At 70.3% G+C, this 19,080-nt stretch carries 22 protein-coding genes and 2 tRNA genes; 12 read left to right on the top strand and 12 right to left on the bottom strand.

Going from position 1 to position 19,080, the window contains the following annotated elements; genetic code table 11:
* The first annotated feature begins 37 nt into the window (after positions 1 to 37).
* The 3 genes from BJ991_RS11105 to BJ991_RS11095 are packed head-to-tail and all read left to right on the top strand — an operon-like array spanning position 38 to position 3,332.
* On the top strand, positions 38 to 1,111 hold the full coding sequence (locus BJ991_RS11105; protein ID WP_179489966.1) for a mechanosensitive ion channel family protein: 1,074 nt from the start codon (positions 38 to 40) through the stop codon (positions 1,109 to 1,111).
* Positions 1,108 to 1,626 carry a globin gene (locus tag BJ991_RS11100; RefSeq protein ID WP_179489964.1) on the top strand — a complete coding sequence of 173 codons (519 nt, stop codon included), beginning with the start codon at positions 1,108 to 1,110 and terminating at the stop codon, positions 1,624 to 1,626. The genes BJ991_RS11105 and BJ991_RS11100 overlap by 4 nt, the downstream gene beginning before the upstream one ends.
* Before the next feature lie 38 nt (positions 1,627 to 1,664).
* Positions 1,665 to 3,332 carry an FAD-binding dehydrogenase gene (locus BJ991_RS11095; RefSeq protein WP_179489962.1) on the top strand — a complete coding sequence of 556 codons (1,668 nt, stop codon included), beginning with the start codon at positions 1,665 to 1,667 and terminating at the stop codon, positions 3,330 to 3,332.
* 12 nt (positions 3,333 to 3,344) lie between these two features.
* Here the strand turns inward: BJ991_RS11095 and BJ991_RS11090 are convergent, their stop codons facing one another.
* Positions 3,345 to 4,019 (bottom strand): DUF8185 domain-containing protein, encoded by a 675-nt coding sequence (locus BJ991_RS11090; RefSeq protein WP_179489960.1) that lies wholly within the window; start codon positions 4,017 to 4,019, stop codon positions 3,345 to 3,347.
* Between the two features lie 117 nt (positions 4,020 to 4,136).
* Between BJ991_RS11090 and BJ991_RS11085 the strand changes: the two genes are divergently transcribed.
* Positions 4,137 to 4,997, top strand: coding sequence for an acyl-CoA thioesterase (locus tag BJ991_RS11085; protein WP_179492732.1), 861 nt, complete (start codon positions 4,137 to 4,139; stop codon positions 4,995 to 4,997).
* 25 nt (positions 4,998 to 5,022) lie between these two features.
* On the opposite strand, the gene BJ991_RS11080 is transcribed toward BJ991_RS11085, so the two are convergent.
* From BJ991_RS11080 to BJ991_RS11065, 4 genes are all read right to left on the bottom strand, one after another.
* Entirely contained in the window at positions 5,023 to 5,556 is a 534-nt protein-coding gene (locus BJ991_RS11080) for a thioesterase family protein (protein ID WP_179489958.1), read from the bottom strand.
* Positions 5,549 to 7,228, bottom strand: a complete 1,680-nt coding sequence (gene ettA / locus BJ991_RS11075) for an energy-dependent translational throttle protein EttA (RefSeq protein ID WP_179489956.1) — start codon at positions 7,226 to 7,228, stop codon at positions 5,549 to 5,551. Before ettA ends, BJ991_RS11080 begins: the two co-directional genes overlap by 8 nt.
* Positions 7,229 to 7,508: 280 nt before the next feature.
* Entirely contained in the window at positions 7,509 to 8,051 is a 543-nt protein-coding gene (locus BJ991_RS11070; RefSeq protein ID WP_425487527.1) for a DUF6993 domain-containing protein, read from the bottom strand.
* A gap of 41 nt (positions 8,052 to 8,092) precedes the next feature.
* A complete protein-coding gene (locus BJ991_RS11065) occupies positions 8,093 to 8,668 on the bottom strand; it encodes a single-stranded DNA-binding protein (protein WP_179489954.1) in 576 nt (191 codons plus the stop codon).
* A gap of 230 nt (positions 8,669 to 8,898) precedes the next feature.
* Between BJ991_RS11065 and BJ991_RS11060 the strand changes: the two genes are divergently transcribed.
* Complete coding sequence (locus BJ991_RS11060) at positions 8,899 to 9,186, top strand: hypothetical protein (RefSeq protein ID WP_179489953.1); 288 nt, start codon at positions 8,899 to 8,901, stop codon at positions 9,184 to 9,186.
* A 12-nt stretch (positions 9,187 to 9,198) separates the two neighbouring features.
* On the opposite strand, the gene yczR is transcribed toward BJ991_RS11060, so the two are convergent.
* Positions 9,199 to 10,635: a MocR-like transcription factor YczR gene (gene yczR, locus BJ991_RS11055; RefSeq protein ID WP_179489951.1), complete on the bottom strand. Its 1,437-nt coding sequence runs from the start codon at positions 10,633 to 10,635 to the stop codon at positions 9,199 to 9,201.
* A 61-nt stretch (positions 10,636 to 10,696) separates the two neighbouring features.
* Here yczR and yczE point away from each other — a divergent pair, with 61 nt between their 5' ends.
* Positions 10,697 to 11,332, top strand: coding sequence for a membrane protein YczE (yczE, locus tag BJ991_RS11050; RefSeq protein ID WP_179489949.1), 636 nt, complete (start codon positions 10,697 to 10,699; stop codon positions 11,330 to 11,332).
* A 10-nt stretch (positions 11,333 to 11,342) separates the two neighbouring features.
* Here yczE and BJ991_RS11045 read toward each other — a convergent pair whose 3' ends face one another.
* Entirely contained in the window at positions 11,343 to 11,555 is a 213-nt protein-coding gene (locus tag BJ991_RS11045; protein ID WP_179489947.1) for a methyltransferase, read from the bottom strand.
* 105 nt (positions 11,556 to 11,660) lie between these two features.
* Here BJ991_RS11045 and BJ991_RS11040 point away from each other — a divergent pair.
* The 6 genes from BJ991_RS11040 to BJ991_RS11015 all read left to right on the top strand — a co-directional run bounded on the left by BJ991_RS11040 (position 11,661) and on the right by BJ991_RS11015 (position 13,766).
* Positions 11,661 to 11,733, top strand: a tRNA-Arg gene (locus BJ991_RS11040).
* An 82-nt stretch (positions 11,734 to 11,815) separates the two neighbouring features.
* The gene (gene orn, locus BJ991_RS11035) at positions 11,816 to 12,442 is read left to right on the top strand and encodes an oligoribonuclease (protein WP_179489945.1); all 627 of its coding nucleotides are present in this window, start codon (positions 11,816 to 11,818) and stop codon (positions 12,440 to 12,442) included.
* A 37-nt stretch (positions 12,443 to 12,479) separates the two neighbouring features.
* A tRNA-His gene (locus tag BJ991_RS11030) sits at positions 12,480 to 12,555 on the top strand.
* A 34-nt stretch (positions 12,556 to 12,589) separates the two neighbouring features.
* A complete protein-coding gene (locus BJ991_RS11025) occupies positions 12,590 to 12,940 on the top strand; it encodes a metallopeptidase family protein (RefSeq protein ID WP_179489943.1) in 351 nt (116 codons plus the stop codon).
* Positions 12,940 to 13,245, top strand: a complete 306-nt coding sequence (clpS, locus tag BJ991_RS11020) for an ATP-dependent Clp protease adapter ClpS (RefSeq protein ID WP_179489941.1) — start codon at positions 12,940 to 12,942, stop codon at positions 13,243 to 13,245. Before BJ991_RS11025 ends, clpS begins: the two co-directional genes overlap by 1 nt.
* Positions 13,242 to 13,766, top strand: a complete 525-nt coding sequence (locus BJ991_RS11015; RefSeq protein ID WP_179489939.1) for a DUF2017 family protein — start codon at positions 13,242 to 13,244, stop codon at positions 13,764 to 13,766. Before clpS ends, BJ991_RS11015 begins: the two co-directional genes overlap by 4 nt.
* A 29-nt stretch (positions 13,767 to 13,795) precedes the next feature.
* On the opposite strand, the gene BJ991_RS11010 is transcribed toward BJ991_RS11015, so the two are convergent.
* The 5 genes from BJ991_RS11010 to gatA form a co-directional block, all read right to left on the bottom strand.
* Positions 13,796 to 14,320 (bottom strand): nucleoside/nucleotide kinase family protein, encoded by a 525-nt coding sequence (locus BJ991_RS11010; protein ID WP_179489937.1) that lies wholly within the window; start codon positions 14,318 to 14,320, stop codon positions 13,796 to 13,798.
* A gap of 43 nt (positions 14,321 to 14,363) precedes the next feature.
* The gene (locus BJ991_RS11005) at positions 14,364 to 14,684 is read right to left on the bottom strand and encodes a hypothetical protein (RefSeq protein ID WP_179489935.1); all 321 of its coding nucleotides are present in this window, start codon (positions 14,682 to 14,684) and stop codon (positions 14,364 to 14,366) included.
* Between the two features lie 68 nt (positions 14,685 to 14,752).
* A complete protein-coding gene (gene dinB / locus BJ991_RS11000; RefSeq protein WP_179489933.1) occupies positions 14,753 to 16,018 on the bottom strand; it encodes a DNA polymerase IV in 1,266 nt (421 codons plus the stop codon).
* A 34-nt stretch (positions 16,019 to 16,052) separates the two neighbouring features.
* Complete coding sequence (gene gatB / locus BJ991_RS10995) at positions 16,053 to 17,567, bottom strand: Asp-tRNA(Asn)/Glu-tRNA(Gln) amidotransferase subunit GatB (protein WP_179489931.1); 1,515 nt, start codon at positions 17,565 to 17,567, stop codon at positions 16,053 to 16,055.
* Positions 17,567 to 19,078 carry an Asp-tRNA(Asn)/Glu-tRNA(Gln) amidotransferase subunit GatA gene (gene gatA, locus BJ991_RS10990; RefSeq protein ID WP_179489929.1) on the bottom strand — a complete coding sequence of 504 codons (1,512 nt, stop codon included), beginning with the start codon at positions 19,076 to 19,078 and terminating at the stop codon, positions 17,567 to 17,569. The genes gatB and gatA overlap by 1 nt, the downstream gene beginning before the upstream one ends.
* Between the last annotated feature and the right edge of the window lie 2 nt (positions 19,079 to 19,080).

The raw sequence follows: 19,080 nt of genomic DNA, 5'->3' as shown, positions 1-19,080 counted from the left end.
CCGCATCTCCCCGCCTCGGCTCGTTAAGATCGTGACAATGGACATCGCCCCGCTCGCAACGGCTCCGCCCACCCAGTGGTCCTGGGAGTGGTGGCTCGAGATCATCACCTTCACCGGTGGCAAGGCGCTCGCCATCGCGGCGATCATCGTCGGCGCGTTCGTCGTCTCGTGGCTGCTGAGGTTCGTCATCCGGCGCATCGTCAACCGCATCGTGTCGGGTGCCAAGAACAAGGCTCGCGTCGATGACACCCAGGCGCTCGAGCGCAGCCCGCTCGCCGCCGTGCGGCTCGTGCAGCGCACGCGCACGCTGGGCTCGATCCTGCAGAACATCGTCAACGTGGCGATCGTGATCGTCGCGATCCTGATGATCGTCAACGTCATCGACTCGTCGGTGCTCGGCTCGTTCGCGCTCCTGTCGGCCGCGATCGGCGCGGGACTCGGCTTCGGCGCGCAGAACATCGTCAAGGACGTGCTCAACGGCATCTTCATCGTCGCGGAGGACCAGATCGGCATCGGCGACGTCGTCGACGTCGGCCTCGCCTCGGGCATCGTCGAGTACGTCAGCGTCCGCATCACGCACGTGCGCGATGTCAACGGGACGCTCTGGTACGTGCGCAACGGCGAGATCACGCGCATCGGCAACATGTCCCAGGGCTGGTCGCGCGTCATCATCGATCTCGCGGTGCCGGCCGACGCCGACATCGAGCAGGTCGAGGACGCTCTGCTCGAGGCGGCCAAGGCGCTGCACAAGGAGCCGAAGTGGCGCACGCGCATCCTCGAGCAGCCTGAGGTGTGGGGTCTCGAGTCGGTGACGGGCGACGCGCTGGTCATCCGCGTCGTCATGAAGACGCGCCCGAACGCGAAGGACGACGTCGCCCGCGAGCTGCGCATGCGGCTCAAGCATGCGATCGACGGGCTCGGGCTCACGCTCCCACAGCTCAACACGATCATGCTGACGGGTCTCGAGGGTGCACAGCGCGTGCGCGGCGCCAACCCGCCCAAGACGAAGCCCAACCCCGTGCCACCCGGCGCGGCCAGCGCGGGCGGTGTCGTGTGGAAGCCGAAGAAGCCCAAGCAGCCGAAGCAGGATCCGAGCGGGAGTACGTCATGACCGAGAACGCGGATGCCACGCCCCTCACCTTCTACGAGGAGGTCGGCGGCCACGAGACCTTCGTCCGCCTCGTCGACGCGTTCTATCGCGGCGTGGCCGACGACGAGGTGCTGCGCCCGATGTACCCCGAAGAGGACCTCGGTCCCGCACGCGAGCGGCTCACGATGTTCCTCGAGCAGTACTGGGGCGGACCCACGACGTACAGCGAACGGCGCGGGCACCCGAGACTGCGGATGCGGCACGCCGCGTTCCACGTCAACCCCGACGCTCGCGACCGGTGGCTCCAGCACATGCGCGACGCGCTCGACGAACTGCAGCTTCCGCCGCTCCACGAGGAGACGCTGTGGGACTACCTGCAGCGCGCCGCCTTCGCGATGGTGAACACGTTCGAGCCGTCCGGCATCGGGCCCGCCGCGGGCGGGCGCGATGCGACGATCGTGCCCGGCCCCAACGCGCGGAACGTGCCGCGGTCGTCGATCCCCGTGACGGCTGCTCAGCCGCCCGACACCGACTGACCCCCCGCCACCACGCAGCACACGACAAAGGAGTCGCCATGCCCGCACCCTCGCCCCACTCCGCGGACCTGCTCGTCATCGGCTGGGGTCTGGCCGGTCTCGTGGCCGCATCCGAGGCGGTCGCCGCCGGAAAGCGCGTCGTCATCGTCGACCAGGAGCCCCGTACGAACCTCGGCGGTCAGGCGTGGTGGTCGTTCGGCGGTCTGTTCTTCATCGACTCGCCCGAGCAGCGGCGGTTCGGCATCAAGGACTCGCTCGAGCTCGCGCGCCAGGACTGGTTCGGCAACGCGGGCTTCGACCGCGAGGACGATGCCTGGCCGCGCCGGTGGGCCGAGGCCTACCTGCAGTTCGCGCACGGCGAGAAGCGCACGTGGCTGCGTGCGAAGGGCGTCGGGTTCTTCCCCGTCGTCGGCTGGGCGGAGCGCGGCGGCTACACGGCCGCAGGGCCCGGGAACTCGGTGCCGCGCTTCCACATCACGTGGGGCACCGGTCCGGGGCTCGTGGCGCCGTTCCAGTCCGCCGTGGAGGCCGCTGAGGCGGCGGGACGACTCACGATCCTCCCCCGGCACCGCGTGACGGCGCTCACGACCTCCGACGGCGCCGTGACGGGTGCGAGCGGCGACATCCTCGAGCCCTCGGGAGCGGCCCGCGGCGTGGCGACCTCACGCGAGGTCGTGGGCTCGTTCGAGGTGACCGCCGGAGCGACGATCGTCGCGTCGGGCGGCATCGGCGGAAACCACGACCTGGTGCGTCAGTGGTGGCCCGAGCGACTCGGTCCCGCACCGTCGACGATGGTCACGGGCGTGCCCGCCTACGTGGACGGCTCGATGCAGATCGTCGCCGACTCCGCCGGCGCACGCCTCATCAACCGAGACCGCATGTGGCACTACGTCGAGGGGATCCAGAACTGGGATCCGGTCTGGCCGGACCACGGCATCCGCATCCTGCCCGGCCCGTCTTCGGTCTGGCTCGACGCGACCGGCCACCGGCTGCCCGTGCCGCTCTTCCCCGGCTTCGACACGCTCGGCACCCTCGCGCACCTGCGCGCCACCGGGTACGACCACTCGTGGTTCGTGCTGTCGCAGAAGATCATCGAGAAGGAGTTCACGCTCTCGGGCAGCGAGCAGAACCCCGACCTGACCGGCAAGGATCTCCCGCTGCTGGTCAAGTCGCGCCTCGGCAAGGGTGCGGCGGGCCCCGTGCAGGCGTTCATGGACAAGGGCGCCGACTTCGTCGTGCGCGACGACCTCGACGAGCTCATCGCGGGCATGCAGGCGCTCCCCGGCGGGGACGTGCTCGACGGCGACCGCGTGCGGTTCGAGCTCGAGGCGCGCGACCGTGAGATCGACAACGAGTTCACCAAGGACGCGCAGATCGCGATGCTGCGCTCCGCGCGCTCGTATCGCGGTGACCGGCTCGTCCGCACCGCGGTCCCGCACCGGATCCTCGACCCGTCGAACGGGCCGCTCATCGCGGTGAAGCTCCACGTGCTGACGCGCAAGTCCCTCGGCGGCATCGAGACCGACCTGCAGAGCCGCGCGCTCGGCGCGGACGGGCAGCCGATCGCCGGCCTGTACGCGGCGGGCGAGGCATCCGGCTTCGGCGGCGGCGGCGTCCATGGCTACCGCGCCCTCGAGGGGACATTCGTGGGCGGATGCCTCTTCTCAGGGCGCGTCGCCGGGCGTGCGGCGGCCGCAGCGGTCTAGCCCGGCGTTCGGTCAGCCGGATGACCCGGTGCGCCTCACGTCGGTGAGTCCGACGCGCGCCGGTCCGCGCGCGAGCACGTGCCCGCGCGCGAAGGTGAGTCTGGTCCACGTGCCCGACCTCCGGACGGGGACGTCCTCCTCCCCCGCGATGAACCCGAGTGCGAAGGCCGCGAAGGCGACTCCCCGCGGGAGTCCGCCGAGGGCGTCATCCGGCGCACCCCAGATCGAGGCGCGCACCGCGCGCACGGCATCCTCGCCGGCATCCGTCGGAACCGCGTGGGCCACGGCCGCGATCCCCCACTGCGCTCGCTCGGCGAGCACGGATGCCGCGACCCGCCCCACCTCGCTCCACCCCGACCTCGGCGGCGTGACGCCCGCCCACGCGGGCGAGAGGGCCGTGTCGGGCAGCAGGATGGCACGTACGTCGGCGGGGTCGCGCGAGAGCGCGTCCGCTTCCACGACGAAGTCGCACTCGAGCTCGGGATCCACCGGGACCGCCCGCATGCCGAGGATCGTGGGCGTGCTGTCGAGCAGACCGCGCGGGGCGAGCGGGGCCGAGGTCATCGCGAGGACGCCGTTCCTCCCGGCGAGGCGTACGGCTCCATCGCCCAAGCGCGTCGTCCGCCCGGCGAAGGTCAGGGCGTCGGCCGCGGCGTGCGCGTCGGCGAACGGCAGTCGGGCGGGCATCCGCCTAAACTACCAAGGGCGGCCGGCGAATCGGCCGGGCAGACGGGAGGCTTCGTGACCGACGCGAGCCAGCCGGTGCCCGAGGGCGTCACTCCCGACCCCGACCCCGTCGCGTCGATGCTCGACGTGCTCGCTCTGAACGATTCCGAGGCGCGCACGACCGAAGACATCTTCACGGGTGTGTCGCATCGGATGCCCCTCGGTCGCGTCTACGGCGGCCAGGTGCTCGCCCAGGCGATCGTCGCTGCTGCGCGCACCGTTCCCACCGACCGCATCGCGCACTCGATGCACGGCTACTTCCTGCGCCCGGGCGACGCGAGCCAGGGCATCACGTTCGCCGTGGACCGCATCCACGACGGACGGTCGTTCTCGACGCGGCGCACGCAGGCGTTCCAGGAGGGGCTGCCGATCTTCTCGATGATCGCGTCGTTCGAGATCGAGACGCCGGGGCTCGAGCACCAGGCTCCGATGCCGACGGGCATCCCCACCCCCGAGGAGCTGCCCGACTTCGAGGATCACCTCACGGGCCTGCATCCGATGTCCAAGCGGTTCTTCATGGACCGTCCGGCCGATCTGCGCCACGTCCCGTCGCCCGTGTACCTCGCGGTCGAGGGCGAGCGCGTGCCGCGCCAGGCGGTGTGGATGAAGATCCGCCGCCCGATCCCCGACGACCCGACGATCCATCGTGCGGCGCTCGCGTACCTCAGCGACCTGACGATCCAGGAGTCCGTGCTGCGCGCGCACGGCTTGGCGTGGGCGACGCCGGGCCTGAAGGTCGCGAGCCTCGATCACGGCATGTGGTGGCATCGCGACGGGCGCGTCGACGAGTGGATGCTCTACGTGCAGGAGTCCCCGAGCGCCCGCGGCGGCCGCGGCTTGTCGACCGGCCGGATCTACACGCGCGACGGGCGCCTCCTCGCGAGCGTCGCTCAGGAGATCATGATCCGCGTGCCGATGGAGGGCGGATCGCCCGCTTGATGCGGATGCCCCGCGGGCGCGTCCGTCAGCGCCGGTGCGAGAACTCGATCGGGTCTCCAAGGAACGGCTCCCAGGCCTCTCGCTCTTCGCGGCTGAGGCGCAACGGCCTGCCGGTCGTGGCGTCGACCTTCACGACGACGGTCACCGCGCGCGCGTAGACCGTCTGCCCGCCCGCGAGTCCGGCGGTCTCGAGCGGGCTGCACACTTCGTAGCAGACCTCGATGCTCGAGCCGCCGAGCTTTCCGAACCACATCTGGATGTCGAGCGGATGCCGCTGGTACGGCACGGGCGCGAGGTACTCGATCTCCTGCCGCGCGATGAGCGTGAGGACACCGCTGTGCAGGCCCGAGTCGAGGACCGCGGTCGTCGGCGCGGTCTCGCCCTCGTCGGGCTGCCAGAACGCCCGCACACGTGCCTCCTCGAGCAGCTTCAGCATCGCCGTGTTGTTCACGTGATTGAACGCGTCGAGGTCGCCCCAGCGGAGCGGGATCGGGATGTGCAGGCGCGTGCCCGTGCCGCCGGACGAGTCGGCGGCACGGGTCGACGACGAGTCAGTCACGGGTGAGCTTGCGGTAGGTGTAGCGGTGCGGCTTCGCGGCCTCGGGCCCGAGGCGCGCGATCTTGTTCTCCTCGTAGGCCTCGAAGTTGCCCTCGAACCAGTACCAGTTGTCGGGGTCCTCGTCGGTGCCCTCCCACGCGAGGATGTGCGTCGCGACGCGGTCGAGGAACCAGCGGTCGTGCGTGATGACGACGGCGCAGCCGGGGAACTCCAGCAGCGCGTTCTCGAGCGACTGCAGGGTCTCGACGTCGAGGTCGTTGGTCGGCTCGTCGAGCAGCAGCAGGTTGCCGCCCTCCTTGAGCGTCAGCGCGAGGTTCAGGCGGTTCCGCTCACCACCGGAGAGCACACCGGCCTTCTTCTGCTGGTCGGGTCCCTTGAAGCCGAACTTCGACACATACGCACGCGACGGGATCTCGGTCTTGCCGACCGTGATGATGTCGAGCCCGTCGGACACGACCTCCCACAGAGTCTTCTGCGGGTCGATGTTCGAGCGGGTCTGGTCGACGTAGCTGATCTTCACAGTCTCGCCGATCTTCAGGTCGCCGCCGTCGAGCGACTCGAGCCCGACGATCGTCTTGAACAGCGTCGTCTTGCCGACGCCGTTCGGGCCGATCACGCCGACGATGCCGTTCGGCGGAAGGCTGAAGCTCAGGCCGTCGATGAGGGATCGGCCGTTGAAGCCCTTCTTGAGCTTCTTCGCCTCGATCACGACACTGCCAAGGCGCGGCCCCGGCGGGATCTGGATCTCTTCGAAGTCGAGCTTGCGCGTGCGCTCGGCTTCGGCCGCCATCTCCTCGTACCGCGCCAGGCGGGCCTTCGACTTCGCCTGACGTCCCTTCTGGTTCGACCGGACCCAGTCGAGCTCGTCGGCGAGCCGCTTCGCGAGCTTCGCGTCCTTCTTGCCCTGGATCTCGAGGCGCTCGCGCTTCTTCTCGAGGTAGGTCGAGTAGTTGCCCTCGTAGCCGATGAGCCGGCCGCGGTCGACCTCGGCGATCCACTCGGCCACGTTGTCGAGGAAGTACCGGTCGTGCGTGATCGCGATCACGGCGCCGGGGTACTTCTGCAGGTGCTGCTCGAGCCACAGCACGCTCTCGGCGTCGAGGTGGTTCGTGGGCTCGTCGAGCAGCAGCAGATCCGGCTTCTGCAGGAGCAGCTTCGTCAGCGCGACGCGGCGCTTCTCACCACCGGAGAGCGGCCCGATCGGCGAGTCCCCGGGCGGGGTGCGCAGCGCGTCCATCGCCTGCTCGAGCTGCGAGTCGAGGTCCCACGCGTCCGCCGCGTCGATCTCCTCCTGAAGGGTGCCCATCTCGGCGAGGAGCGAGTCGAAGTCCGCGTCGGGATCGGCCATGAGGCCGGAGATCTCGTTGAACCGGTCGAGCTTCGCCTTGATCGCGATGCCGTCCTGGATGTTCTCGAGCACCGTCTTGGACTCGTCGAGCTCGGGCTCCTGCATGAGGATGCCCACCGAGTAGCCCGGCGTGAGCTTGGCCTCGCCGTTCGACGGGTGGTCGAGGCCGGCCATGATCTTCAGGATCGTCGACTTGCCGGCGCCGTTGGGACCGACCATGCCGATCTTCGCCCCGGGCAGGAACGCCATCGTGACGTCGTCGAGGATCAGCTTGTCGCCGACGGCCTTTCGGGCGCGGACCATCTGGTAGATGTACTCAGCCACAGGTGTTTACACGCTCCTCTTGAGGGGGTCTGAATGGGCGCCCAGGCGGGGCGCGACAGCATCGTGGTCGATGCCGAGTGCGGAGATCGTCGAACCGAGCTGGCGCAGCTCGCGATCGACTCGACTTCCTAGCCTACCGATCGGATGCTGGACCTGAGCCCGACGCCGCACGCGCGTGAACAGCGCGGACGGGCGCGCTGGCGCACTCTATGAAGATCAACGTGATCGACGCGGGGCCGTATTCCGCTCGAGCGGGTCGCGCGGCCCGGGCCGCCGGGTATCACCAGTCGATCGGGCGGGTGTTGCCGATGAGGCATCCGCCCTCCGCGAGAGCGGGCACGATGACCGCGACCGGCTCTCCCGTGGCCGGGCCGACCTGCCCGATGAGACACTCATCGTCCCACAGCACCGAGAATTGGATGCTCTCGGCCGGATCGCCGATCGTCGTCTGGTCGTTCGTCACCTGCATCGCGGCCTTGTCGAAGCCCGCCGCCACGAGGGCGTCGATGTAGGCGCGACCGGACACCCGGCCGGGCGACGCCCACACGGTCTCGACGACCTGCGCGAACAGCGGCAGGTTCTCTTCCGCGGTCCCATCGGGCACGAGGACCGGTTGGGTCGGCGTCGGCGTTGGCGTCGGCGACGCGGCCGGTGTGCTCGGCCCAGCGGTGGAGGTGGTCGTCGGCTCCGAAGACGGCTGCGTGCACGCGCTGAGGAGAGCGCTGAGCGCGAGTGCGAGCACGATCGCCAGCGGCCGACGAGCGCCCACCCCCGACGGGGCGGCGCCGGCGCGGCGAGTGCGGGTGACGAGCCGGCTGGACACCCGATGAGTCTATGGCCGACGCCACCCCATGCCCGCGAGGCTCAGAAGGGCACGTCAACCGCCATCGCGCTCTCCGACGCCGGTGCCGCTTCGCCGTCGGCGAGCACCGGGTCATCCGGCGTCCCCCACGCCTCTCCCCCGGCCGGCGCGTTCGTTTCGAGCGCGTCGGGTGCGGCATCCGCGGTCTCACCCTCGGCACCGGCCCCGCCGCTTTCGTCGGGCGCCCACGCGTCCTCCGGATTCGAGTTCGGCGCCGCAGGCGCTTCGGGGCGGGCGAACCGCGAGACGCCCCACCGGAGGTCGTGCCCGATGGCGTCGGCATCGACGTCGACGTCCGTGCCGCGCTTGACCCCGTTGTCCCAGTCGCGCACGCGCAGCTTGCCGGTCACGACCACTCGATCGTTCTTCCTGAGCGACGCGATGCTGTTCTCGGCGAGCGCGCGGAACGCGGACACGCTGTACCAGTTCGTGCCGTTGTCGACCCACGTGTTCGTCGCGCGATCGTAGCGCCGCTGCCCGGCGGCGAGGCGGAAGCTCGCGATCGGGACCCCGGCCGAGCTGCGGCGGAGCTCGGGCGGAGTCGCGACGATCCCGGTGACGGTGATGGTCTCAGACATGGTTTCTCCTCTCGATGACCGAGGCGAGCCCTCGGCTGCGTCGGTGCCCGCGTGCCCGACGGGCACCGACGTCCGAACAGCATGACGATCGCGTGTCCGCACGAGGCGACCCCCCGCCCCACCCGTGGAAGCCGCGAACTCCGATCTCACCTGGGGAGGAGCCGTGGCACCCGCCGGGCGCCGAAATGTCCGAGGTCGCATATATGTTCGATAGTGAGAGGAGACGAACCATGACAGCCACGATCCCCACCGCCCCCGCCCGTCGGCATCCGGAGCGACTCCCCCGCGTCGCACCGACGATCGCTGTGACCGGCATCCGACTCGTTCCGGCCGGTCCGGCCCTCTGGCGCGTTCTCGACCATTCCGGCAGGGCGATCGGTCATCTCCAGGCCGTGCTCAAGACCGAGGGGATCGCGTGGCGCGCGCGGCGCTTCCACCGCGTGAGCCGCGACCTGCGCGACCTCGGCGACTTCTGGTCCCCCGGCGACGCGGTGGACTGCCTGCGGTTCGCACGGTGACGCCGAGAGCGGTCACACGACGGCGTCGAGCCCCTGGGTGTACGCGACCGGCGCGCTCTCGCGCACGTGCGCCCAGCCGACGGCGAGGATCCCGATCGCGCGGTCGATCTCGTCGGGGGGTGCCGTGAACGGCACTCGCAGGTGCCGGTCGTGACCGCCGTCCACCGAGAACCGAGGGCCGGCCGACAGCAGCAGTCCGCGCGAGCGCACGTCCATGACGAGCGCGGCGCTGAGGGGCGCGCCCATCTCGACCCACAGCGACACTCCGCCGTTGACATCGGGCACCCGCCACTCCGGGAGCTCGCGCGCGAGCGCCGCGACCGCCGCGTCTCGTCCCGCGCGGAGCAGGTCCGAGCGCTGCGCCACGACCTCGGGGAACCGCCTGAGCAGCTCGGTCGCGACGGCCTGCTCGAACTCGGGCGTGCCGAGGTCGTGAGCTGGCCGTGCGGCGACCAGCCGCCGCACGAGGTCGACGTCGGCGCGGACCCAGCCGACGCGGAGTCCGCCCCACACCGTCTTCCCGAACGAGCCGATCCGCACGACGGACTCCTCATCCGCAGCCGCGAACACGCGCATGAACGCGTCATCACTCTCGCCGGGATCGATCACCAGATCGGCGGTCGTCTCATCGAGGATCAGAACGCTGCCGGAGCGCTCTGCCGCGGCCCTGATGCGCTCCACCTCGTGCTCCGACATCGATCGACCCGTGGGATTCTGGAACGCCGGCATGAGGTACGCGGCGATGGGCAGCGTGCGTGCGAACGCCTGCTCGGCGCGCTCGAGATCCCACCCGTCGTCGGTCGTCACGGGAACGCCGACCAAGCGGCCTCCCGCCCGGCGGAGCGCGTCGGCCGCGTGCGGGTACGTCGGCGTCTCGATCACCACACGATCGCCGCGCGCGAGCAGCACCGCCCCGACGAGGTGGATCGCGCTCTGCGCGCCGGTGGTCACGAGGATCTGGCTCGACGTCGTGGGAAGACCCCGCGCGCTGTAGTGGTCGGCGATGGCCTGCCGAAGCTCTCGACGGCCGTACACGTCGTACCCGATCCTCGAGACGAGTGCCGCCGACGTCGCCGCGACCTCCGCCATCACGCCGGCCAGCCCGGGCCACGCTTGCGGACTCGCCTGCTGCAGGTCGAGCATCCCTTCGCCTGCGCCGGCGCGCCCGGGGTCGTGCCGGCGCAACGGGAGCGTCACGCTCCCCGAACCCCGCACGCTCGCGATGTGCCCCGTGTCGCGCAGGCTCCGGTAGGCGGCCGTGACCGTGCTGCGGCTCACGCGCAGCGCCGCGGCGAGCTCTCGCTCTGCCGGGAGGGCCGTGCGCGGTGCGAGACGATTGTCGAGACAGAGAAGACGGATGCCGTCGGCCAGCGCTTCATACGCGGGCTCGCGCGTGCGCCACCCGCCCAGGGCGGCAGTGAGTGCGCGAGCGGATACTCGGGAGTCCACGGGGCCACGTTATCTGAATTGGCCTGTACGCGACAGGCCAATCTTGGGATTGGATAGCCCAGTGACTAGGCGCGTGATCCAGCTCTTCGTCGGCCTGTTCCTCTACGGCGCAGGCGGCGCCCTCGCGATTCAGGCGGGGCTCGGCGTCGATCCGTGGACGGTCTTCGCGCAGGGCGTGTCGATCCACACGAGTGTCGGCATCGGCTGGGTGACGAACATCCTCGGCCTGCTCATCCTCCTGCTGTGGATCCCGCTTCGGCAGAGGCCGGGCATCGGCACGATCCTCAACATCCTGCTGGTCGGAACGAGCATGCAGGCGACCCTGGCGGTCATCCCGCCGATCTCGGGACTCTTCGCTCAGCTCGCCGCACTCCTCGGCGGTGTCGTCATCGTCGCGATCGCGTCCGGCCTCTACATCGGCGCCGGCTTCGGTCCGGGTCCGCGGGACGGGCTCATGACGGGAATGCACTCGAGGCTCGGCTGGCCGATCTGGGTGTGCCGCGCGGCCGTGGAGCTCACCGTGCTGGGCGCAGGGTGGCTTCTCGGTGGCACCGTCGGCGTCGGCACCGTGCTCTACGCCCTGCTGATCGGGCCGCTCGTGCACCTCGCGCTGCCGCTGCTCGACGCACGTCCCGGGCGCGGGGGCTCTTCGCACCGCACGCGACGTGCGGCCGCCCTCGCGGACGACCGCACGTGAGTGCTGTGCGTCAGTGCTCGCGGAACTCCGGCCACGCGCTGCCCGGTGTCATCCGGGCGTGCAGGGCGTTCTTGGCGACCTCCATCGACGGGTACGTTCCCGAAGCCGAGTCGGCTCCGGCCATCGTGACGGTGTAGCCGCTCTCGTCCTTCTTGATGCTGCCGACGACCCCGGATTCGCCGTAGGCGACCCAGAGCGCGCGCGGTGTTTCGGTCGTGCTCATGCGAACTCCTTCCGACACCTCCGACGCTACGCTGGCCCATCGCAAGGGGGAAGGGGCGCGCCGCGCTTCGGTTCTCCCCCGCCGGGACCGGTAGCCTGGAAGGGACCCCCTGTAGCTCAGTGGATAGAGCAGCGGCCTTCTAATCCGCCGGTCGGGCGTTCGAATCGCCCCGGGGGGACAACACGCGCAGCATCCGTCTCGGCGCGTCGCGAGTACCCGCCCAACGGGCCGCGTCCGCTGTCCTCACTAGGATGGTCCGCATGGTGGGGGCTTCCGACAACGATCGGCTCGTGTGGATCGACTGCGAGATGACGGGCCTCGATCTCGAAGTCGACGAGCTCGTCGAGATCGCGATCGTGGTCACCGACTTCGACCTGCGCCCCCTCGATCCCGGCTTCCAGATCGTCATCAAGCCCGACGACACCGCGCTCGCCAACATGAACGAGTTTGTCACCCAGATGCACACCGCATCCGGGTTGATGGCCGAGATCCCCCACGGCGTCAGCGTCGCCGAGGCCGAGTTCGAGTCGCTCGAGTACATTCAGCGGTTCGCCCCTCAGCCCGGCAAGGCGCCGCTCGCCGGCAACACCATCGGCACCGACCGCATGTTCCTCGCGAAGTACATGCCGCGCGTCGACCGCTGGCTGCATTACCGCAACGTCGACGTCTCGAGCATCAAAGAGCTGTCGCGGCGCTGGTACCCGCGCGCGTACATCCACGCACCGGCGAAAGACGGCGGCCACCGGGCGCTCGCCGACATCCGCGAGTCCATCCGCGAACTGGCCTACTACCGACAGGCCGTGTTCGTGCCCGAGCCGGGGCCGACGAGCGACGGGGCGCGGGCGGCCGCGGCATCCGTCGTGTCATCGTATGCCTCGGGAATATGACAGAATTGTCTGGTTGCCCGCTCGCGCGGGAGACATGGTGGGTATAGCTCAGTTGGTAGAGCACCTGGTTGTGGTCCAGGGGGTCGCGGGTTCAAGTCCCGTTACTCACCCCAAGAAGGGGCCGTTCCACCTCACGGGCGGTTCTGCATGATCGAGATGGACGCCGCAGCGTTCGAGCGACTCGTCGTCGACGAACTCGACCGACTCCCCGACGACATGGTCGAGGGGCTCGACAACGTCGTCTTCGTGGTCGAGGACCGTCCCGAGGACGGCAGCCTCGACCTCTTCGGCCTCTACGACGGGCTCGCGCTGACCGAGCGCGGGCGGTACGGGCTCGGCGAGCTTCCCGACCGCATCATCGTGTACCGCGAGCCGCACCTCCACGCGTGCGAAGACGAAGACGAGCTGCGCGACGAGATCCACACGACCCTCGTCCACGAGATCGCGCACTTCTACGGCATCGACGACGAGCGACTGCATGAACTGGGGTGGGCGTGATGTCGTCGTCGACCCTCTCGCTGCCCGACCTCGATCGCGACGTCGACCTCGACATCGCCTCGACGCCCGACCGGCCGTGGCAGACGGTGGTGTGGAACGACCCCGTGAACCTCATGAGCTACGTCGTGCACGTGTTCCGCGAATACTTCGGCTTCTCGCGCGCGAAGGCCGAGCGGCTGATGCTCGCGGTTCACCACGAGGGCCACGCGGTCGTCGCGGAAGGGCCGCGCGAGCAGATGGAGCTGCACGCGCAGGCGATGCACGACTACGGCCTGTGGGCCACGATCAGGAAGGCCCCGGAATGACCCCCGACCGAATCGTGGTCCTCGAGCTCACGCGCCTCGAGGCGCTCCACCTCGCGGGGCTCGTCACGCAATTCGACGAGCTGCTCGATTCGACTGAGCAGGCCGCCGACGACCCGGCGGTCGCGCGTCTGGTCCCCGACGCGTACGCGGAGGATCCGGATGCCTCGCGCGAGTTCCGCTCGGTGACAGAAGCCGACCTGCTCTCGCGGCGACGCAGCGATGCCGCCGCCGTGCTCGAGTCGCTGCGTCCGGCGACCGACGAGCCGCACCCGAGGGAGGACGGCGAGGACGGCGACCTCGTCGACGACGCCGGCGACCTCACCGACACCGTCACGATCGCGCTCGATCCCGAGGCGGTGAACGCGTGGCTGCGTGCGCTCGCGGCGATCCGGCTCGTGCTCGCGTCGCGGCTCGGCATCCAGACCGAAGACGACCACGACGACGACGATCCTCGGTTCGGCGTGTACGACTGGCTCGGCTACCGTCTGGACGGACTCGTCCGGGCGGTCTCGGGCGACTGAACGTCTCTGCTCCCCTGCCGTGGGACCGGCTATGGGATCGCGAAGACGTGTGTCGCGTGGCGATGGGGCTCGTCGCGCGTGACGTGAACGTCCTCCTGGCGCGCCCATCTGTCCCAATGCGGCCGGTACGCGTCGCCGTCGCGGCCGAGCGCTCGCCCACGACGTGATGCGGCGGGCGATTCGAGCCACACGCGGATGTCGGCGAGCCGGGCGGTCTCGCCGTTCAGCAGCCCGACGCCCTCGACGATGAGCGGCAGCGACGGGTCGACGGCGTGCGCTTCGGCCCACGACTCGTCGTTCCAGTCCCACCGCTGCCACACGCCGACCAGCCCACGCGCGTGCGGGACGAGCACGAGGTCGGTCGCGGCGCGCACGCCCGCATCGAGTCCGTCCCAGCCGGGGTACACGGAGTCGAGAGCCATCGACTGGACGCGTCCGCGCAGCGGCCAGCGGCGCACGAGCGTTCCCGCGAGGCTCGTCTTGCCGGCGCCGCTTCGCCCGTCGATGAGGACGACGGGGTTCGCGGCGGCGAGCGAGACGATCGCGCCGAGCACGGCTGTCGCGGCCGCGTCAAGCGCGGCGGCGACAGGATCCGGCTTACTTCTTGAGGGTGCGGATGACACGGCTGAGGGCGCGTCCGGCGACCCACACGAACGGGATCGCCACCGCGACGAGCGAGACGAGGTTCGGCTCGAAGCGCAGGTCGTCGCCCTTGCGGATGTAGGCGCCTACGGGGATCGCCCAGCCACCGCCGCCCCCTCCACCGTTGCCGGCTTCGTCGGAGCCTCCACCGAAGCCCGACCACGTGAGTGCGACGGGGATGATCCGGACGCCGTCGACCTCCAGCTCCTCGCCGTAGGCGCTCTTCACGCCGAACGACGCGGACTGCTTGCCGAGCTCGAGTGCGATGTTGGGCATGTCCCCACGGTACCGGTCGGGGGCGGTGCGTGACGAGGGGTTCGATGCCACCGGCCGAGCGCGTCGTGTCACTCGACCTCGAGCGTGCCGGGGTTGTGGTGGGACGGCAGCCCCGCGCCCCCGCGGGCGCGATCGAGCAGGTTCGCGCGCGTGATGGCCCCGCGGCCGAACTTCGCCGTCGCGCCGTCGAGAGCCCCTTCGACGCGGCGCCAGTCCTCGTCGTCGTCCCACAGTCCCAGAGCGGTCGAGCTCGCGTGTCGCAGCTTCTCGGCCCGCACCCCGACCAGCCGGATCGCCATGATGCGATCGACGGCGTCGAAGAGCTCGAGGGCGGCGTCGCCGATGCGCTGACCGACCGACGTCGACTCGGGCAGCGTGTGCGACCGGGTGATCGTCGTGAAGTCGGCGAACCGCACCTTGATCGAGATCGTCGAGGCTTCCCAGCCGTTCCTGCGCAAGCGGCGGCCGACCCGATCCGAGAGGCGGCGCAGCTCGCTTCTGAGCACAGCGGTGTCGCTGATATCGGTGTGGAACGTCTCTTCGTGTCCGACGCTCTTCTCGACGCGCTCCGTCTCCACACCCCTCGGGTCGACACCCCGCGCGAGGTGCCAGACCCGATCCGCCATCGCGTGCCCCAACGCCCGCTCGAGGACCGGGCGGGGACTGTCGAGCACGTCGGCCACCGTACGGATGCCGCGACTCGCGAGCGCTTCGCCCGCCTTCGGTCCGATGCCCCACAGCGCGCGGACCGGCTGCCTGTGCAGGAAGTCCTGCGAGTCGGCCTCGGCCACGATGAGCATTCCATCCGGCTTCGCGAGAGTCGACGCCATCTTCGCGACGTGCTTCGTCGCCGCGACCCCGACCGAGCATGCGAGCCCCGTCTCGTCACGCACCCGCGAGCGCACCATGCGTGCGATCTGTCCTGGACTCCCCCACAGCCTTCGCGCGCCGCGCACATCGAGGAACGCCTCGTCGATCGAGAGCGGCTCGACGATCGGCGTGAAGTCGTGGAAGATCTTCATGACCTTCTCCGACTCCTCGAGGAACCGCTCGAAGGCCGGATGCACCACGACCGCGGTCGGGCAGAGATTCAGCGCCTGACGGACCGGCATCGCCGATCGCACGCCGTAGCGCCTCGCCTCGTACGACGCACTCGACACGACGCCGCGCCCTTCGAGGGCGCCGACGATGATCGGCTTGCCCGCGAGCGAGGGGTCGTCGAGCACGGCGACGGCCGCGTAGAAGGCGTCCATGTCGACGTGGAGGATGCCCGTGCCCGTGTCGTCCGCATCTTCCGGCGAGACGACACGACCGGTTCCATCGCCGCGTCCCATGACTCAATTGTCGACGTCGCAGCCGACATCGACGCTACTGCGCCGCGCGTTCCAGGATCAGCTCACGGACGCGCGCGGCATCCGCCTGGCCCTTCATCGCCTTCATGACCGCGCCGATGATCGCGCCGGCGGCCTGCACCTTGCCGTCGCGGATCTTCTCGAGCACGTCGGGCTGCGAGGCCAGCGCGTCGTCGATCGCGGCGAGGAGCGCGGTGTCGTCGGAGACGACCGCGAGTCCGCGAGCGTCGACCACCTGCTGCGGCGAGCCTTCGCCCGCGATGACGCCTTCGAGCACCTGGCGTGCGAGCTTGTCGGTGAGCGTTCCCGCGTCGACGAGCCCCTGAAGCTCCGCCACCTGTGCGGGCGTCACCAGCTCGGCCGCCTCGCGCCCCTGGGCGTTCGCGATACGGCTGATCTCACCCGTCCACCACTTGCGCGCCGACGCGGGCGCGGCGCCCGCGGCGATCGTGGCCTCGACCTCGGCGAGCAGGCCGCCGTTGACGACGTCCTGGAACTCGAGGTCGGTGAAGCCCCAGTCGGCCTTGAGCCGGCGGCGGTGCGCCGCGGGCGGCTCGGGCAGCGTTGCGCGCAGCTCCTCGATCAGCTCCTCCGACGGCTCGACCGGCAGCAGGTCGGGCTCCGGGAAGTAGCGGTAGTCGTCGGCATCCGACTTCGGACGACCCGGCGAGGTCGTGCCGGTGTCTTCGTGCCAGTGGCGCGTCTCCTGCGTGATCGTGCCTCCGGCGGCGAGGATCGCCGCCTGGCGCTGGATCTCGTACCGCACCGCGCGCTCGACCGAGCGCATCGAGTTGACGTTCTTCGTCTCGGTGCGGATGCCGAGCTTCTCCTGGCCGCGCGGGCGCAGCGACACGTTCGCGTCGCAGCGCAGGTTGCCTCGCTCCATGCGCGCCTCGGAGATGCCCAGCGCGATCACGATGTCGCGGATCGTCTGCACGTACGCCTTCGCGATCTCGGGTGCACGGTGCTCGGCGCCGAAGATCGGCTTCGTGACGATCTCGACGAGCGGCACACCGGCGCGGTTGTAGTCGACGAGCGAGTACTCCGCGCCGTGGATGCGGCCGGTCGCCCCGCCCATGTGGGTGAGCTTGCCGGCGTCTTCCTCCATATGCGCCCGCTCGATCGGCACCGTCACCACCGTTCCGTCGAAGAGCTCGATGTCGACCTGGCCATCGAACGCGATCGGCTCGTCGTACTGCGAGATCTGGTAGTTCTTGCCGAGGTCGGGGTAGAAGTAGTTCTTGCGCGCGAAGCGGCTGGAAGGCGCGATCGAGCATCCGAGCGCCAGGCCCAGGCTGATCGAGTGACGCACGGCCGTCTCGTTCACGACCGGAAGCGACCCCGGGAGGCCCATGTCGACGGGCGCGACGAGCGTGTTCGGCTCCGCTCCGTGGTTCGCCGAGTTCGCGGGGTTCGCGGCCCGCGAGAACATCTTCGTGTGGGTGTTCAGCTCGACGTGCACCTCGAATCCGAGCACCGGCTCGAACAGCTCGAGCGCCTCGTCGAAGTCCATCAGCTTGTCCTTGGCCATCAGCGGGCACCTCCCAGCACCGGCGCGCGATCGAGCAGCGGTCCGCTCCACGAATCGAGGAGCAGCGCCTCGAGCGCGGCGCCCACGCGGTAGAGGCGTGCGTCCTCGCGGGCGGGAGCGAGGAACTGGATGCCCACGGGCAGTCCGTCCTCCGGCGCGAGGCCGGCGGGGATGGAGATGCCGGGGACGCCCGCGAGGTTCGCGGGGATCGTCGTGACGTCGTTGAGGTACATCTGCATCGGGTCGTCGATCTTCTCGCCGAGCTTGAACGCGGTCGTCGGCGCGGACGGCGTCGCGATCACGTCGACCTGCGCGAACGCCTCGTCGAAGTCGCGCTGGATGAGGGTGCGGACCTTCTGCGCCGAGCCGTAGTACGCGTCGTAGTAGCCGGCCGACAGCGCGTAGGTGCCGAGGATGACCCGGCGCTTGACCTCGTCGCCGAAGCCCGCCTCGCGGGTCGCGGCCATCACGTCCTCGACCGTTCCGCCCGGCACGTCGACCCGCAGGCCGAACCGCACGGAGTCGAACTTGGCGAGGTTGCTCGACGCCTCGGCGGGAAGGATCAGGTAGTACGCGGCGACGCCGTACTCGAAGTGCGGCGCGCTCACCTCGACGATCTCGGCGCCCTGCGCCTCCATCGCGGCCAGAGCAGCGCGGAACGACTCCGAGACGCCGGGCTGGAAGCCGCTGTCGGGCAACTCGCGGATGACGCCGACCTTCAGTCCCTTGAGCACGCCGCCCGTCGCGCCCTCGCGCGCGACGGCCGCGAACGACGGCCACTCGTCGGTGAGCGAGGTGGCGTCGTGCGGGTCGTGTCCGCCGATGACGTCGTGCAGCAGGCCCGCGTCGAGCACGGTGCGCGTCACGGGGCCGACCTGGTCGAGCGACGATGCGAGGGCGATGGCCCCGAAGCGGCTCACGCCGCCGTACGTCGGCTTCATGCCGACGGTCCCGGTCACGTGTGCGGGCTGGCGGATCGAGCCGCCTGTGTCCGAGCCGAGCGCGAGGGGCGCCTCGAACGCGGCGACGGCCGCGGCCGAACCGCCGCCCGAGCCGCCGGGGATGCGCTCGAGGTCCCACGGGTTGCGGGTCGGGCCGTATGCCGAGTGCTCGGTCGACGAGCCCATCGCGAACTCGTCCATGTTCGTCTTGCCGAGCGGCACGAGACCGGCCGCGCGCGAGCGGGCGACGACCGTCGCGTCGTACGGCGACATGAAGCCCTCGAGGATCTTCGAGCCGCTCGTTGACGGCATGTCGGTCGTCACGAGCACGTCCTTGATGGCGAGCGGCACGCCCGCGACGGGGCCGAGCTGCTCCCCCGCCGCGCGACGGCGGTCGATGTCGGCCGCGACGTCGAGGGCGTGGTCGCTCACGTGCAGGAAGGCATGGACGTCGCCGTCGACGGCGGCGATGCGGTCGAGGTGCGCCTGCGTGGCTTCGACGCTGGACACCTCGCCCGAGGCGAGCATGTCGGCGAGCGCGGCGGCGCTCAGCTTCGTGAGATCGGTCACGA

This window comes from Microbacterium immunditiarum (assembly GCF_013409785.1).
GTDB classification, from domain to species: domain Bacteria; phylum Actinomycetota; class Actinomycetes; order Actinomycetales; family Microbacteriaceae; genus Microbacterium; species Microbacterium immunditiarum.
Note: the sequence above shows the minus strand (reverse complement) of the source record. Positions and strands in the feature narration are given on the sequence as shown.

Coding starts and splice junctions, on each gene's coding strand:
- BJ991_RS11065 (WP_179489954.1), bottom strand. CDS start 8,668: ATGTCTGAGACCATCACCGTCACCGGGATCGTCGCGACTCCGCCCGAG.
- BJ991_RS11025 (WP_179489943.1), top strand. CDS start 12,590: ATGATCGAGATGGACGCCGCAGCGTTCGAGCGACTCGTCGTCGACGAA.
- gatB (WP_179489931.1), bottom strand. CDS start 17,567: ATGGCCAAGGACAAGCTGATGGACTTCGACGAGGCGCTCGAGCTGTTC.
- BJ991_RS11085 (WP_179492732.1), top strand. CDS start 4,137: ATGCTCGACGTGCTCGCTCTGAACGATTCCGAGGCGCGCACGACCGAA.
- BJ991_RS11015 (WP_179489939.1), top strand. CDS start 13,242: ATGACCCCCGACCGAATCGTGGTCCTCGAGCTCACGCGCCTCGAGGCG.
- BJ991_RS11060 (WP_179489953.1), top strand. CDS start 8,899: ATGACAGCCACGATCCCCACCGCCCCCGCCCGTCGGCATCCGGAGCGA.
- BJ991_RS11095 (WP_179489962.1), top strand. CDS start 1,665: ATGCCCGCACCCTCGCCCCACTCCGCGGACCTGCTCGTCATCGGCTGG.
- BJ991_RS11005 (WP_179489935.1), bottom strand. CDS start 14,684: ATGCCCAACATCGCACTCGAGCTCGGCAAGCAGTCCGCGTCGTTCGGC.
- BJ991_RS11100 (WP_179489964.1), top strand. CDS start 1,108: ATGACCGAGAACGCGGATGCCACGCCCCTCACCTTCTACGAGGAGGTC.
- orn (WP_179489945.1), top strand. CDS start 11,816: ATGGTGGGGGCTTCCGACAACGATCGGCTCGTGTGGATCGACTGCGAG.
- BJ991_RS11105 (WP_179489966.1), top strand. CDS start 38: ATGGACATCGCCCCGCTCGCAACGGCTCCGCCCACCCAGTGGTCCTGG.
- clpS (WP_179489941.1), top strand. CDS start 12,940: ATGTCGTCGTCGACCCTCTCGCTGCCCGACCTCGATCGCGACGTCGAC.
- dinB (WP_179489933.1), bottom strand. CDS start 16,018: ATGGGACGCGGCGATGGAACCGGTCGTGTCGTCTCGCCGGAAGATGCG.
- BJ991_RS11045 (WP_179489947.1), bottom strand. CDS start 11,555: ATGAGCACGACCGAAACACCGCGCGCGCTCTGGGTCGCCTACGGCGAA.
- BJ991_RS11090 (WP_179489960.1), bottom strand. CDS start 4,019: ATGCCCGCCCGACTGCCGTTCGCCGACGCGCACGCCGCGGCCGACGCC.